At 69.4% G+C, this 15,001-nt stretch carries 11 protein-coding genes; 7 read left to right on the top strand and 4 right to left on the bottom strand.

Annotated elements, in window-relative coordinates:
• The first annotated feature begins 55 nt into the window (after positions 1-55).
• On the top strand, positions 56-1,699 hold the full coding sequence (groL, locus tag D7V77_RS13055; RefSeq protein ID WP_120576604.1) for a chaperonin GroEL: 1,644 nt from the start codon (positions 56-58) through the stop codon (positions 1,697-1,699).
• A gap of 85 nt (positions 1,700-1,784) precedes the next feature.
• Here groL and sinK read toward each other — a convergent pair whose 3' ends face one another.
• A complete protein-coding gene (gene sinK, locus D7V77_RS13060) occupies positions 1,785-3,302 on the bottom strand; it encodes a hybrid histidine protein kinase/response regulator SinK (RefSeq protein ID WP_158624395.1) in 1,518 nt (505 codons plus the stop codon).
• A 168-nt stretch (positions 3,303-3,470) separates the two neighbouring features.
• On the opposite strand from sinK, the gene D7V77_RS13065 reads away from it, so the two are divergent.
• Positions 3,471-3,860: a demethoxyubiquinone hydroxylase family protein gene (locus D7V77_RS13065; RefSeq protein ID WP_120576606.1), complete on the top strand. Its 390-nt coding sequence runs from the start codon at positions 3,471-3,473 to the stop codon at positions 3,858-3,860.
• Positions 3,861-3,874: 14 nt separating this feature from the next.
• Here D7V77_RS13065 and D7V77_RS13070 read toward each other — a convergent pair whose 3' ends face one another.
• Positions 3,875-5,263 carry a diguanylate cyclase gene (locus tag D7V77_RS13070; protein WP_120576607.1) on the bottom strand — a complete coding sequence of 463 codons (1,389 nt, stop codon included), beginning with the start codon at positions 5,261-5,263 and terminating at the stop codon, positions 3,875-3,877.
• Positions 5,264-5,315: 52 nt separating this feature from the next.
• On the opposite strand from D7V77_RS13070, the gene D7V77_RS13075 reads away from it, so the two are divergent.
• The 4 genes from D7V77_RS13075 to nadC all read left to right on the top strand — a co-directional run bounded on the left by D7V77_RS13075 (position 5,316) and on the right by nadC (position 11,944).
• Positions 5,316-6,128 (top strand): chemotaxis protein CheW, encoded by an 813-nt coding sequence (locus tag D7V77_RS13075; RefSeq protein ID WP_233596962.1) that lies wholly within the window; start codon positions 5,316-5,318, stop codon positions 6,126-6,128.
• Positions 6,129-6,245: 117 nt separating this feature from the next.
• The gene (locus D7V77_RS13080) at positions 6,246-7,508 is read left to right on the top strand and encodes a PleD family two-component system response regulator (protein ID WP_120576609.1); all 1,263 of its coding nucleotides are present in this window, start codon (positions 6,246-6,248) and stop codon (positions 7,506-7,508) included.
• A gap of 53 nt (positions 7,509-7,561) precedes the next feature.
• Positions 7,562-11,056 carry a valine--tRNA ligase gene (locus D7V77_RS13085; RefSeq protein ID WP_120576610.1) on the top strand — a complete coding sequence of 1,165 codons (3,495 nt, stop codon included), beginning with the start codon at positions 7,562-7,564 and terminating at the stop codon, positions 11,054-11,056.
• Positions 11,057-11,065: 9 nt separating this feature from the next.
• The gene (nadC, locus tag D7V77_RS13090; protein ID WP_199733774.1) at positions 11,066-11,944 is read left to right on the top strand and encodes a carboxylating nicotinate-nucleotide diphosphorylase; all 879 of its coding nucleotides are present in this window, start codon (positions 11,066-11,068) and stop codon (positions 11,942-11,944) included.
• Positions 11,945-12,013: 69 nt separating this feature from the next.
• Here nadC and D7V77_RS13095 read toward each other — a convergent pair whose 3' ends face one another.
• Together D7V77_RS13095 and D7V77_RS13100 are read right to left on the bottom strand one after the other, a co-directional pair.
• Positions 12,014-12,241 carry a hypothetical protein gene (locus D7V77_RS13095; RefSeq protein ID WP_120576611.1) on the bottom strand — a complete coding sequence of 76 codons (228 nt, stop codon included), beginning with the start codon at positions 12,239-12,241 and terminating at the stop codon, positions 12,014-12,016.
• Between the two features lie 93 nt (positions 12,242-12,334).
• Positions 12,335-12,550 carry a hypothetical protein gene (locus D7V77_RS13100; protein WP_120576612.1) on the bottom strand — a complete coding sequence of 72 codons (216 nt, stop codon included), beginning with the start codon at positions 12,548-12,550 and terminating at the stop codon, positions 12,335-12,337.
• A gap of 81 nt (positions 12,551-12,631) precedes the next feature.
• Between D7V77_RS13100 and D7V77_RS45685 the strand changes: the two genes are divergently transcribed.
• Complete coding sequence (locus D7V77_RS45685; protein ID WP_120576613.1) at positions 12,632-14,911, top strand: hypothetical protein; 2,280 nt, start codon at positions 12,632-12,634, stop codon at positions 14,909-14,911.
• Positions 14,912-15,001 lie beyond the last annotated feature (90 nt).

Raw genomic sequence — 15,001 nt, forward strand, 5'->3', positions numbered from 1 at the left:
GTGCTAACGGCCATCCCCATTTGTAGAAATTCCCCAAGTATTATCGGAGGTTACGATGGCAGCGAAGGAAATCTTCTTCCATCAGTCCGCGCGCGATTCCATCCTGCGCGGCGTCCGTGTCCTCGCGGATGCGGTCGCGGTGACGCTCGGTCCCAAGGGCCGCAACGTGGTCATCGAGAAGAGCTTCGGCTCGCCCACCATCACCAAGGACGGCGTCACCGTCGCCAAGGAGATCGATCTCGAGAACCGCTTCGAGAACATGGGCGCGCAGATGGTGAAGGAGGTCGCGTCGAAGACCTCCGACAAGGCCGGCGACGGCACCACGACGGCGACCGTGCTCGCGCGCGCCATCTATGAGGAGGGCCTGAAGCTGGTGGCCGCCGGCCACAACCCCATGGACCTCAAGCGCGGCATCGACAAGGCCGTGGAGGTGGTGGTCGCGGAGCTGAAGAAGATGTCCAAGACGACCACGGACAAGCAGGCCATCGCGCAGGTGGGCACCATCTCCGCCAACGGGGATGAGACCATCGGCCAGACCATCGCGGACGCGATGGAGAAGGTCGGCAAGGAGGGCGTCATCACCGTCGAGGAGGCCAAGGGCCTGGAGACGACGCTCGACGTGGTGGAGGGCATGCAGTTCGACCGTGGCTACGTGTCGCCGTACTTCGTCACGAACCGCGATCGCATGGAGGTCGTCATGGACGACCCCTACATCCTCATCAGCGAGAAGAAGGTCTCGTCGATGCAGGACATGATTCCGTTGCTGGAGCAGGTGGCGCGCTCGGGCAAGCCGCTGCTCATCATCGCGGACGACATCGAGGGCGAGGCCCTGGCCACCCTGGTGGTGAACAAGATCCGCGGCGTGCTGAACGTGGCCGCGGTGAAGGCGCCGGGCTTCGGCGACCGCCGCAAGGAGATGCTCAAGGACATCGCCACGCTGACGGGCGGCATGGTGGTGAGCGAGGAGCTGGGTCACAAGTACGAGAACCTGACCCTCACCGACCTGGGCCGCGCCAAGCGCATCACGGTGGACAAGGACAACACCACCATCGTGGACGGTGCCGGCCAGAAGGCGGACATCGAGGGCCGCATCAAGCTCATCCGCACGCAGATTGAGACGGTCACCAGCGACTACGACCGCGAGAAGCTCCAGGAGCGCATGGCGAAGCTCGTGGGCGGCGTGGCGGTCATCAACGTCGGCGCGGCGACCGAAGTGGAGATGAAGGAGAAGAAGGCCCGCGTGGAGGACGCGCTGCACGCGACCCGCGCGGCCGTCGAAGAGGGCATCGTCCCCGGCGGCGGCGTGGCCTACATCCGCAGCCTCAAGGCGCTGGACGGCCTGAAGCTGGGCGGCGAGCAGGACTTCGGCGTGGACATCATCCGCAAGGCGCTGCAGGAGCCCCTGCGCAAGATCTCCAGCAACGCTGGCGTCGAAGGCGCCGTCGTCATCAACAAGGTCAAGGACGGCACCGGCGCGTTCGGCTTCAACGCCCGCACGGAGACCTACGAGGACCTGGAGAAGGCCGGCGTCATCGACCCGACGAAGGTCGAGCGCACCGCGCTGCAGAACGCCGCCTCCGTGGCGTCCCTGCTGCTCACCACCGAGGCGATGATCGCCGAGCGCCCCAAGAAGAAGGCCAAGGGCGGCGCGGGCGGCGGCGCCATGCCGGAGTACGGCGGCGACGACATGGACTACTGAGCCGACGTAACGGCTCCGTAGCTTCGTAGGGTTTCCGGCCCCGGTGGGCTCCGCGAAAGCGGGGCGCCCGGGGCCGGAGTCTTTTTCAGGAAGCGGTCTTCTTGAAGGCCAGGCCCAACTCGCGGCTGAGCGCCGTGGTGTCGGAGAGCAGCTTGGGCAGGCACGCGGCGGCCCCGGCGCGCAGCGATGCCAGGGCCGTGTCCATGGTGAGGTGCTCGGCCAGGACGACGAAGGGCGCGCCCTGGCTCAGGGCCCGGGCCAGCTCCAGCGCCTTCTTGCCGTAGGCCGGCGCGAAGTCCCAAGACACCACCACGCCCATGGGCGGCTCCATGGTGGCCACCTCCGCGCCCGCGACGACGCGCGCCTCCAGGCCCAACAGCGTCAGCGCCTCTGAAATCAGCCGCGCGGTGGCCGGGTTGTCCTCCAGCACGTCCACCCGGCGCACGCCAGCGCTGGGGGCGGGGACAGGCGGCGCGGCCGGTGTGTACAGCGCCTGCCGCAACAGTGCGCGCACCTGGCGGATGTCGTCGAAGGGCTTGAGCAGGTAGTCCACCAGGCCCAGCTGCAGCGCCTGCTGCGTCGTCACCAGCGAGGGGTAGCCCGTCATCAGGATGACGCGCGACGCGGGATCCAGCTTCCGCGCGTGCTGGGCCAACTCCAGGCCGGAGATTCCGGGCAGGTTCTTGTCCGTGACGATGAGATCCACGCGCGACGAGCGGAGGATTTCGAGCGCGGCTTCGCCCGTGGCCGCTTCAATGACTTCGCACTCCTTGTCCATCAGGTCCTTGAAGACCATCCGGATGATGCCCTCGTCGTCCACCACCAGCAGGCGCTTGCGCGGCGGGCGCGGCGCGTCCGTGGGCGGGAAGAGCACGCGGAACACGGTGGCCGGGGGCGGCACTTCGCGCAGCGTCGTGGGCGGCACCAGGGCAATCTGCGCGTGGTGCTCCTGCGCGATGCGACGACAGACGGCGAGCCCCAGGCCCGTGCCGCGTTTGCTGGCGGAGACGTAGGGCTCGAAGATGCGCGTCTTCAGCTCGTCCGGGATGCCCGGTCCCCAGTCGGACACGTAGAGGGCCGCGGAGGCGCCATCGCGCGTGAGCGTCACCTTCACGCGGCCCCGGCCGGACATGGCGTCGCGGGCGTTGTTGAGCAGGTTGAGCGTGAGCTGTTCAATCAGCCGCGCGTTGCCCTGGATGGTCAGGTCCTCGGGGGCCTCCACCTCCAGTGAGATGCGCGCCGAGTCCGGGTTGACGCTGAACACCTTCGCCGCCGCCCAGATGGGCGCGGCCAGGGACAGCCGCTGCTGCGGGGCCGGCCGCTCGCTGGCCAGGCGGATGAAGTCGGAGACGATCTGCTCCATCCGCTCCACCTGCGCGAGCAGCAGCTTCAGCGGACCGCTGGAGCCTCCTTCCTCGGCGAGCAGCTGGGCGTAGGCCTTCGCGCCCAGGAGGGGCTGACGCAGCTCATGGAGGACCTCCGCGGCGACCTGATGGGTGTGGGCGTTGGCGCGTTGCAGCGCCACGGCCGCGACCCGTGCCTTCTCCAGGTCCCCCGCGTCCAGGGCCTGGAGCAGCTGCGCGAGCGGCGAGGGGGTCTCCATGCGCGGGAGCATGGCGGAGGCAGGTGTTCACGCGCAACGCACCCCCAGCGGGATTCGGTTGACCGCGCTCGCGACCGAACGGATGCTCGCGCACGTCCTCCAGCCCGGCCTGACGGAACGTCGTTGCCCGCTCGCCTGTTGGGGACTCTCCCTGTCGCTGAGGTCCTCATGCCGCAGACGAACCCGTTCCACTCGCTGGTGCCCCGGAAGCTGACGGACTCCGAACTGGCCCGCTCCATCCGGCTCAACATCGAGGCGGAGCTGGACGCCATCAACCTCTACGCCGCGCACCTGGACGCGACGGACAACGAGGAGGCGAAGGCCATCCTGCGGCACGTCATGGACGAGGAGCGCGAGCACGCGGCCCTCTTCTGGCAGCTCATCGCGCGGTTGGATCCGGAGCAGGCCCAGCACGACCGCGAGGCGTCGCAGAAGTACCGCCTCATCACCACCGGCGCGTCTCACGAAGAGGTGGAGGCGGTGGGCGAGGGCGGCGGCGGCGTGCCCGCGGAAGTGGAGCTGCCCAAGCACCTCACCGTGGGCAGCCTGCGCAAGTAGCGCGCGTCCGGCGTTCAGCCCTGGCCCTGCGGGGGCGGGGGATTCTGACGGCGCTCGGCCGGGGTGGCTTCCAGGTCCTGCGCCGCCATGTAGACGACGTTCCGGGTGCCGCGCTTGCCCCGGTACATGGCCCGGTCGGACAGGTCCAGCAGGTGGTCCTTGTCCTGGGCGTGCTCCGGGAAGCTGGCCACGCCGATGCAGGTGGTGAGCTTGAGCGCCAGCCCCTCGCGGCCCAGGAACTGATGGGTCTCCATGGTGCGGCGGATGCGCTCGGCGACCTTGAGGGCCCCTCCGGAGTCCGTGCCGCGCAGGAGCACCACGTACTCGTCGCCGCCGAAGCGCGCCACCACGTCCGGGTCGCGTACGCAGCCCTTGAGCACGCGCGCGGCCTCCACCAGCACCCGCGAGCCCACCAGGTGCCCGTGCGTGTCGTTGATGGCCTTGAAGCGGTCCAGGTCCAGGAACAGCAGGGAGAAGGGGCGCTCCGTCTGCAGGGCCTCGTTCACCTCGCGGTCCAGCACCAGGTGCAGGTAGCGCGTGTTGAACAGGCGGGTGAGGTCATCGACGTAGGCCAGGTCCTCCACGGCGGCGAAGCGGCCCAGGTTGCGCAGGGCCAGCGCCCAGTTGCGCACGAGGAAGCCCACGGTCTCCGCGTGGTGCTCCGCGGGCGCGTTGTCGTGGAAGAGCACCGCGTGGCCCAGCACCAGTTCTCCGTCCACGGCGGGGAAGGAGAGGGTGCGCGGCCAGGGAACTTGAAGTCCGTCGAGCTCCACCTGCGTGCGCGTGCCCGAAAGCCGCTCGATGAGCAGCGGGACGAGCGCCTCGTGCAGGTCCACCGGCAGCCCGCGCATGCCGTGCGAGCGGAAGCCCGTGCCGCCGGGGTCCCGCTCCAGGAGCATCACCGCGGAGGCGTTGGCCATGGACTCCAGCGCGTCCGACGCGGCCGTGGACAGCCGCTCGCGGTCGAGCGTGGTGGCGATGCGCTGGCCCGCCTCCAGCAGCGCGACGTGCTGGCGCAGGGACGCGTTCTCACGCATCAGGTCGCGCGTGGTGAGCGCGCGGCGCAGCGCGTGCTCCAGGGCCTCCGGCGCCACGGGCTTGACCAGGTACTCCGCCGCGCCGCTCTTGATGGCGCGCACCGCGGGGGCCACCTTGTCCAGGCCGGTGATGACCAGCACCTCCACGCCGGGGTAGCGCTCGCGCACGTGGCGAAGCACCTCCATGCCGTCGCCGCCGGGGAGGATGAGGTCCGTCACCACCGCGTCGAACCGCGCCGCGGAGAGGGCTGCCTTCGCGTCCGCCACGGTGGGCACCGCCGTGACCAGGTGTCCCGCGGCCGTGAGGTAGTCGCCGTAGAGATTGCGGGCGATCTTTTCGTCGTCGACGAGGAGCAGTCGCGCCATGACTGTTCAGGGCTTAGCACCCAACGCTGGAAGGCTGCTAGGGTCCCGGGCCGTGCCCTTTGAAAGCGGACGGCGGCTCTGCCTGCTGGTGGAGGCCGGAGAGACGCGCTACGCGGTGGAGGCCACCTCCGTCATCGAGGTCGCGATGCCGGGCGCTCGCGGCGCGAGTCTGCGCGGCGTACTGGAAGTGAAGGACCTCGCCGCGCTGCTCGGCGGCCTGCCTGAGGAAGTGCCGGGCATGGTGGTGGTCCTGGACGTCAGCCCCACGCTCGCGGTGCGGGTGCGCGCCGTGGTGGAGGTCGCGGACGTCGCGAGGGACCCGTTCTTCCTGCTGCCTCCGGGCCTGGCGGACTCGCTGGCGCCGCTGAGCCGGGGCGCGGTGCTGCACAAGGACCGGCTGTACCTGGAGCTCATCGTGGAAGCGCTGCCGCACCGGGCGGGCCCCCGGGCGACCCCGCCAGAGCCCCGGCCCGTGCACTATGCGGACGCGCCCCCGGAGCGGGCGCTGGTGCTGGAGTCCCAGGGGGTGCTGTTCGGCGTCCCGCTGGGTTGCGTCTCCCAGGTGGTACCCCGGGGCGAGGCGTTCAGCGTGCTCCCGGTGCAGAGCGGGCCGGTGGCGGGCGTCTATCCCCACGCGCAGGCGCTATGGCCCATCTGTTCGATTCCAGCGCTGCTGGGTGCGCCGGCCCAGGCGGAGGAGCTGTTCGTCCTCACGGAACTGGCGGGGCGGAACGTAGGGCTGGCGGCCACCCGGGTGCTGGGTGTGCTGCAGAAGTTCAAGCCGGCCGAGCTTCCCGGAACGTTCCGGGCGCCGGGGCTGCCGGATCCGGTGATGTTACTGGACCTGCAGCGCATGTTTTCTTGATCGGCCCAACGCGCGAATCCTAAGCTTCTCCGATTGACACAGGGCGTGCAGGCAGGCTTGCTCGCCCGAAATCTCAAACGAATTCAGGGGGGTATGCGCCCCCCGAGGCCGGAGCCGATGCCCAAGAATCTACTGATCGCCGACGACTCGCTCACCATCCGCAAGGTGATCGGGATGATCTTCGCGACGGAAGACTTCCAGGTGACCGCGGTGGACAACGGGCTGGACGCCATCTCCCGCACGCGCGAGCTGCGTCCGGACGTGGTGCTCGCCGACGTGATGATGCCGGGCAAGAGCGGCTACGAGGTCTGCGAGGCGCTCAAGGGCGACCCCTCCACGCAGGCCATCCCGGTGCTGCTGCTCGCCGGCACCTTCGAGGCGTTCGACGAGAACCGCGCGAAGGCCGCCCGGGCGGATGACCACATCACCAAGCCCTTCGAGAGCCAGATCCTCCTCGACAAGGTGAAGGCGCTGGTGGGCCAGAAGTCCAACACGATGCCCGCGTCCGCCGCGACGCGCATTCTGCCCCAGACCTCCGCCCCGAGCGCTCCGGTCAGCGCGCCGCCCGCCGCCGCCGTGCCGCCGGGTGCGCGTCCCGCGGGTGCGCCGCCTCCGGGCGCCATGCCGCCGGGTGCGCGTCCTCCGCCGGGTGCGCCGCCTCCGGGCGCGCGTCCTCCGGGCGCCGGTGTGCCTCCTCCTCCGGGTGCGGCGCGTCCGCTGCCGGGCGCTGTTCCTCCGGGCGCGCGTCCTCCGGGTGCGCCGCCTCCGGGCGCCATGCCGCCGGGTGCACGTCCTCCGCCGGGTGCGCCGCCTCCGGGCATGGGCGCGCGTCCTCCGGGTGCGCCGCCTCCGGGCGCCATGCCGCCGGGTGCGCGTCCTCCTCCGGGTGCCGTGCCTCCGGGCGCGCGTCCGCCGGGTGCGCCGCCTCCGGGCATGGCCGCGCGTCCTCCGGGCCCTGGCGCCCCGAACATCCCGGGCGGCTTCCCGCGTCCTCCGGGCGCCGCGCCGCTGCCGTCCGCGCCCCCGCCCGCCGCGGTGCCTCCGGCCGCCCGTGCCCGGGATCCGTTCGGGCTGGGTGCTCCGGCCGCCCCTCCCGCTGCGCAGGCCCGCACGGAGAGCATCCGCATCGAGGACTCGCTGCCCGAGCCCAGCGGCGCGGAGGAGATCTCCCTGGACATCGGCGGTCCCTCGCCGGCGACTCCGCCCGCGCGCGCCCGTCCGGCCGCGGATGGCGGAGAGGCGCTGCTGCGCGAGGCGCTGTCGAAGGCGTCCCGCGAGGTCATCGAGAAGATTGCCTGGGAGGTCGTTCCGCAGCTGGCGGAGACCATCATCCGGGAAGAGCTGGAGCGGCTCATCAAGGACCGCGAGACCCAGCATTGATTCGCAGTCCCCTCTGATTCCCCGCCGGCCCCGTCGGGGGCCGGCCGCTTGCAATGACTGACACGACTGAACTGTCCAAGGCCTACGAGCCCTCCGAAGTGGAGGCGCGGTGGTACAACCACTGGCTGGAGCGCGACTACTTCCGCGCCGAAGCCCCTTCCTCCAAGCCGCCGTTCAGCATCGTGCTGCCGCCGCCCAACGTGACGGGCAGCCTGCACATCGGCCACGCGCTCACCGCGACCATCCAGGACATCCTCACGCGCTGGAAGCGGATGAGCGGCTTCAACGCGCTCTGGCTGCCGGGTACGGACCACGCGGGCATCGCCACGCAGATGGTGGTGGAGAAGGAGCTGAAGAAGACGGAGGGCAAGAGCCGCCACGACCTGGGCCGCGAGGCGTTCCTCGAGCGCGTCTGGACGTGGAAGGGCAAGTTCGGCGCGCGCATCGGTGAGCAGCACCGCTACCTGGGCGCGTCCCTGGACTGGAGCCGTGAGCGCTTCACCATGGACGAGCAGTCCTCGGCCGCGGTGCGCGAGGTGTTCGTCCGGCTGTACGAAGAGGGCCTGATGTACCGGGCCCAGAAGCTGATCAACTGGTGCCCGTCCTGCCGCACGGCCCTCTCCGACCTGGAAGTGGAGCACGAGGAGAAGAACGGCTCGCTCTGGCACATCCGCTATCCGGTGAAGGGCACGGAGCGCTTCCTCACCGTGGCGACGACGCGCCCGGAGACGCTGCTGGGCGACACGGCCGTCGCCGTGCACCCGGAGGATCCGCGCTACCAGGACCTCATCGGCAAGAGCGTGGCGCTGCCGCTCACCGACCGTGAGATTCCGGTCATCGCGGACGGCGAGCTGGTGAACATGGAGTTCGGCACCGGCGTGGTGAAGGTCACGCCCGCGCACGACTTCAACGACTACCAGACGGGCCTGCGCCACAAGCTGCCGATGCTGTCCATCCTGGACGAAGCGGCGCGGATGACGAAGGACACCGGCAAGTACGCGGGCCTGGAGAGCCGGGAGGCGCGCAAGCAGGTGCTGGCGGACCTGACGGAGCTGGGCCTGCTGGAGAAGGAGGAGCCGCACAAGCTGAACGTGGGCACCTGCCAGCGCTGCACCACGGTGGTGGAGCCGCGCCTGTCGCCGCAGTGGTTCATCAAGATCGAACCGCTGGCGAAGCCGGCCATCCAGGCCGTGGAGGAGGGCCGCACGAAGTTCGTCCCCGAGTCGTGGACGAACACGTACTTCCACTGGATGAACAACATCCACGACTGGTGCGTGAGCCGCCAGCTGTGGTGGGGCCACCAGATCCCCGCGTGGTACTGCGCGGCGTGCACCCCGGCGGAGGAGCGCTCCAAGGACACGGCGGACGTCATCGTGTCTCGCACGGCGCCGGAGTCCTGCCCGAAGTGCGGCGGCAAGGAGCTGACGCAGGATCCGGACGTGCTGGACACCTGGTTCTCGTCCGCGCTGTGGCCGTTCTCCACGCTGGGCTGGCCGAAGCAGACGGCGGACCTCCAGACCTTCTACCCGACGTCCGTGATGGAGACGGGCCACGACATCATCTTCTTCTGGGTCGCCCGGATGATGATGATGGGCCTGCACTTCATGAACGATGTGCCCTTCCGCACCGTGTACCTGCACGCGATGGTGCGCGACGAGAAGGGCGAGAAGATGTCCAAGACGAAGGGGAACGTCATCGATCCCCTGGACGTCATCCTCGGCGCGAAGGCGGAGTCGCTGCAGCCGTCCTTGCGCAACCGCTTCCCGCAGGGCATGCCGGCGCACGGCGCGGACGCGCTGCGCTTCACGCTGGCGTCGCTCACGCAGCAGGGCCGTGACATCAAGCTGTCGATGGACCGCCTGGGTGGCTACAAGGCGTTCTGCAACAAGCTGTGGAACGCCAGCCGGTTCGCCCTGATGAACATGGGCGACTTCAGCCTGGACAAGACGCCGCTCGAGGGCCGCAAGCTGACGCTGGCGGACCGGTGGATCCTCTCCCGCCTGCAGAAGGCCACGGAGGAGACGCGCGCGTCGCTGGAGGCGTTCGGCTTCGCGGAGGCGGCATCCACGCTGTACCAGTTCCTGTGGGCGGAGTTCTGCGACTGGTACATCGAGCTGGCGAAGGGCTCGCTGTACGGCGACGACGCGGAGGCCAAGGACACCACGCGCGCGGTGCTGGTGACGTGCCTGGACCGCATCCTGCGGCTGATGCACCCGTTCATGCCGTTCATCACCGAGGAGATCTGGCAGAAGCTGCCGATGTCCCGGCCCACGGAGAGCATCTGCATCGCGGCGTACCCGGCGCCGGAGACGGCGTGGGTGGACGCGGCCGCGGAAGGCGAGATGGCGCCGGTCATCGCGGCCATCGAGGGCCTGCGCACGCTGCGCGGCGAGAGCAACCTGCCGCCGTCCGCCAAGGTGAAGGCGGTGGTGCAGAGCCCGGACGCGACGACGCGCGAGCTGTTGGAGCGTTGGCGCGCGTACCTGATGCCGCTCGCGGGCTTGTCCGAGGTGGTGGTGGGCCCCCCGGGCGCCAAGCCTCCGCAGGCGGCGGCGTTCGTGAGCGGCAACCTGGAAATCTACGTGCCCCTGGCGGGCCTGGTGGACCTGGACGCGGAGCGCGACCGCCTGAAGAAGGAGATCGTCCGCTCCGAGCAGGAACTCACCGGTTTGCAGCGCAAGCTGGACAACCCGAACTTCGTGGCCCGTGCTCCGCCGGACGTGGTGGAGAAGGACAAGGCCCGGGTGGCGGAGCTCCAGGAGCGCACGGTCAAGCTGCAGGATCACCTCCAGCGCATCGCCCCGGAGCCCCCCATGTCCGAGACGCCGTCGCCGTTGCCGGGCAGCACCGAGTCCGAAGCCCCTGAAGCGTCCGAGTCCCCCGCGCCCGAGAGCGCCCATGTGAAGGTGGCCACCGAGCCGCAGGCACCGAAGGACGATGCGGTGAACCTGGGCCAGGAGCTGAAGGGCGAGATTGAAGCCGAAGAGGCTTCGCAGGCGCCCCAGGCCGCGGATCCGGTGGTGGAGGAGGCCCTCAACAAGCTGCGCGAGGGCACCAAGGAAGGGCTGTCCCCGGCGGACCACCACGACCTGGGCGTCGCGTACATGAGCATGGGCCTCGTGGACGACGCGATGCGCGAGTTCGACCGGGCCAAGGAGGGCGGCGACGCCCGCGAGGCGCCGGAGGGTTCGGCGAAGCCGGTGAAGAAGGCTCCGACGAAGAAGGCCCCTGCGAAGAAGGCGGCGGTGAAGAAGGCCCCTGCGAAGAAGGCCTCCTCGAAGAAGGCCCCTGCGAAGAAGGCCTCCGCGAAGAAGGCGGCGAGCAAGAAGTCCGCCGCGAAGAAGGCCCCTGCGAAGAAGGCTTCCTCGAAGAAGGCTTCCTCGAAGAAGGCAGCGGGCAAGAAGACGGCCGCGAAGAAGGCGGCGGTGAAGAAGGCTCCTGCGAAGAAGGCTTCGGCGAAGAAGGCGGCGGGGAAGAAGACCGCCGCGAAGAAGGCCGCGGCGAAGAAGACCACTCGGGGCAAGCCGGCTCGCAAGGCGCGCCGGTAGGAGGCGGAAGTGCAGCAGGATTATCTCGATCGGCTCATCGCGCTGTCCCTCGACGAGGACCTGGGTGCTGCGGGGGACGTCACCTCGCTGGCGGTGGTCCCCGCCGAAGCGGAAGGCAGCGGTGAGCTGGTCGCGAAGGAGCAGATGATCGTCGCCGGCCTGGACGCCTTCGTCCGCGTCTTCCACATGGTGGACGCGGAGGTGGAGGTGGAGGTCCTCAAGCGCGACGGCGAGGAGATCAAACCGAAGGTGGTCGCCGCGCGCGTCCACGGCAAGCTGCGTTCGCTGCTGGCCGCGGAGCGCACTGCGCTCAACCTGGTGCAGCGCGCCGCCGGCATCGCGACGCTGGCCCAGCAGGCGATGACCTCCGTGCGAGGCTCGAAGCTGCGGGTGCTGGACACGCGCAAGACGCCGCCGGGCATGCGGGGCCTCGCGAAGCACGCGGTGCGCATGGGCGGCGCGTCCAACCACCGCTTCGGCCTCTTCGACGGCATCCTCATCAAGGACAACCACATCGCGGCGGTAGGTGGCGACATCACTGAAGCGGTGCGCCGCGCGAAGCTGAACGGTCCCCGGCTGGTGAAGATTGAAGTGGAGGTCACCAACTTCAAGCAGCTGGAGGAGGCCATCGCCGCGGGCGCGGACGTCATCATGTTGGACAACATGGACGACGCGCAGATCCGCGAAGCGGTGATGCTGACGGCGAGCCGCGTGCCCATCGAAGTGTCGGGCGGCGTCACGTTGGATCGGCTGCCCCGGCTGGCGAAGCTGGGCGTGGACTTCGTGTCGATGGGCGCGCTCACGCACTCGGCGCGGGCCATGGACCTGTCGCTGGAGATCGCGACGACGAAGAAGTCCACGCGCAAGCCCCGCTCCGCGCAGGGCTGAAGCGGTCAGCGGTCTTCACGAATCCGCAGAAGAGCGCCTCCGGGTCCTGGGACTCGGAGGCGCTTGTGTTTACGGCTGGGTGCAGCGCCAGACCCCGCAGGAACCGCCGCTCGTGCCGCACTCCATCTGGGTCGAGCACGGCTTGCAGGTGCGCGAACAGATCATCTGGACCGCGGACGTCTGGTTATCGGTCGTCTCCGCCGTGGAGCCGGGAACCATGGCCAGGGCCGTACCCGCCATGATGCCGATGATCAGCGCGAATCCAGGAATCGTCTGCTTCAGTCGCGATGCCTTCATGCTTCCTCCGGGGTGGGGGCCACCGGGCCGGAGCATCCTGGCCCGCTGACAGGAGGGCATTCGAACAGACGCCGCGACGCAATCCAAGCTCACTCAGTCGCGGATCCAGCGGAAGGTCACGCGGTCGCCACCGGTGAGATGATCACCCAGACCGCCCAATGAATACATCTCCGTGTGGATGCCGAAGAGCTTGGCCTTGCTGGGAACGACGACGCGAGCCGTGCGCGCTGGTCGTTCGAAATGCGCTCCACTCTGGAACACCGCGCACCGGAATGGAGCGAGTGTCCGTGCCAGTCCGGAGCGGTGCATCGCCGTTCCAGGGCGGAGCGATGACGGCATGGGGCTCGCAATGACTCGCGGCCGAACCCCACGCCCGCGAGCAGGTGTCCCATGCCGTCCGCCCCCAGCACCGAAGCCATCCAGCGCATCTCCCTGAAGAACCGCGAGTACGCATACATCGAGGACGCCAACCGTGGCGTCGTGCTGATGGAGGTGGGCCCTCGCGTGCTGACGCTCGAAGCGCACCTGACGCTCGTGGCGAAGGAGCGGATGGTGGAGCTGGGCGCCGGCAGCTGGTGCGTGGTGCGCAACCCCGTGGTGCGCGTGGACGGCCAGGTGGCGCTGGACGACTTCGGCCAGGCCCGCGTCGCGGTGGGCGACCGCGAGGTCCGCGTGGGCCCGAAGGTGTTCCCGCTGTACCCCGGCGAGGAGCTGGAGGGCGACATCGTCCCGGAATACGTCCTGGGCGTGTCGGAGGCGCTGCGTCTTCGCGCGCTCACCGCCTTCTCGGACACCCACGTCCCGGACGCTCCCCGCCGTCGTGAAGCCGGTGACGAGTGGCTGGTGCGCGGCCCCGGCCGCTATGTGCCCGGCGAGTCCGTCACCGTCGTGTCGCTGGAGAAGGCCCGCGTCCTCAAGGAGACCGAGTACTGCGTCATCCTCAATCCCGTGGACCGCGCCACCGGCCGCGTCCAGGAGGGCCGCCGCAAGGTCGTCTCCGGTCCGGATGTCTTCTTCCTCGAACCCGGCGAGGCGCTGGAAGGGGACGTGCGCCGCAAGCATGTCCTGTCGGAGCTGCAGGGCCTGAAGCTCCAGGCACTGGACGACCTCTCCGAGAACGAGGGCGGCGAGCCGCGCGCACGCAAGGCCGGTGACACGTGGATCGTCCGCGGCCCTCGCACCTACGTGCCCAGCGAGAAGGTCCTCATCCACCGGGAGATTGCCGCGCTGTCATTGGGTCAGGGGGAAGGCCTGTACGTGCGCGACCTGCGCTCGGGCAAGGTGTCGCTCGTCCAGGGACCGTGCCAGTTCATGCCGGAGGCGCACCAGGAGCTGCACGAGAAGCGATTGTCTCCGGACGCGGAGGCCCTGCTGGGCCTCACGCCGCCGCTGCCGCTCGCGGAGGCGAAGGACGCCCGCGCGCCACGGCCCACAAGCGCGACGGAGAAGGGGGACCGTACTCGCGCAATCGTGCTGCGCATCGAGGACAACACGGCGGTCCTCATCAACGACTTCGAGTCCAATCACGCGCGCGTGGAGTTCGGCCCCGCGAAGGTGATGTTGCGTCCGTACGAGGACGTCACCGTCCTGGATTTGTCCGGCAGCACGCCCAAGCGCCCGCGTCAGCTCAAGGTGCTGATGCTGCGGCTGGGGCCGGACTTCGCCACGGACCTGTTCGAGGTGGCCACTCGCGACCACGCGCGGCTGCGCATCAAGCTTTCCTACAAGTGGCAGTTCGACGTGCAGGGCGACCCGGAGAAGGACAAGGCCATCTTCCGGGTGAACGACTTCATCGGGTACGTGTGTGAGAACCTCGCGTCGCGCATCCGCCAGGTCGCCGCGGAGAACGAGTTCGAGACCTTCCACAAGAACGCCAGCGTGCTCATCCGCCGCACCATCTTCGGCATGGATGACGCGGGCCGCGCTCGCAAGGACCGCCTCTTCTCCGAGAACCAGCTGCGCATCATCGACATCGACATCAAGGACATCGCCCCCGTCGATGAGAAGACGGCCCTGAAGCTGCGCGAGGCCATCGACACCAACATCCAGATCCAGCTGGACGCCTCACGCCAGGAGGCCCAGGCCGCCGCGGAGCTCAAGCGCATCCGCAGCGAGGAGGAGAAGCAGCTCGCGGACATCGCCAGCCACCGCAAGTCGGAGGCGGAGCGCCAATCCCTCATCGAATTGCAGAACCGCAACCACCAGCTGGAGACGCTCAGTCGCGCCAAGGTGGAGGCGGAGGCCCAGCTGGAGCGCGCCCGCGTGGAGAGCGAGGAGGCCCTGGCCCGCGCCGAGTCCGACGCCCGCGCCTCGCGCATCCGCTCCGAAGCGGAGATCGAGCGCGAACGGCTCACCACCCAGGTGGCCCTGGATCGCCAGCAGCGCCTCAATGACCTGGAGGTGGAGCGCCAGTCGCGCCTCGCGGAAGTGGAAGCCGGCCAATTCCGTCAGCGCGTGGAGTCCCTGGGGGGCGGGGAGAACTTCGTGAAGGCCGTGGCCGCGCAGGCCCAGGCCGCCGTCGTCGGAGGCCTGGACAAGGTCGTCTTCCTCCCCAGCGGCTCCAACCTCAACCTCTTCGACGCCATGCAGGGACTCCTGGGGCCCGGCGGACAGCAACCCCGCCTGTCCGCCCACAACGCCCCGAAGCCGCCCGGCGACACTTCGGCCTGAAAATGGGCCGTCGATATTGAAAATGAGAATCGTTATCGAATAGAGATCGTCCCCATCGAACGGCGGCGGGTCTCCGCGGCGAAAGGTGAC

It is taken from the genome of Corallococcus sp. CA041A, from assembly GCF_003612075.1.
GTDB lineage: Bacteria > Myxococcota > Myxococcia > Myxococcales > Myxococcaceae > Corallococcus > Corallococcus exiguus.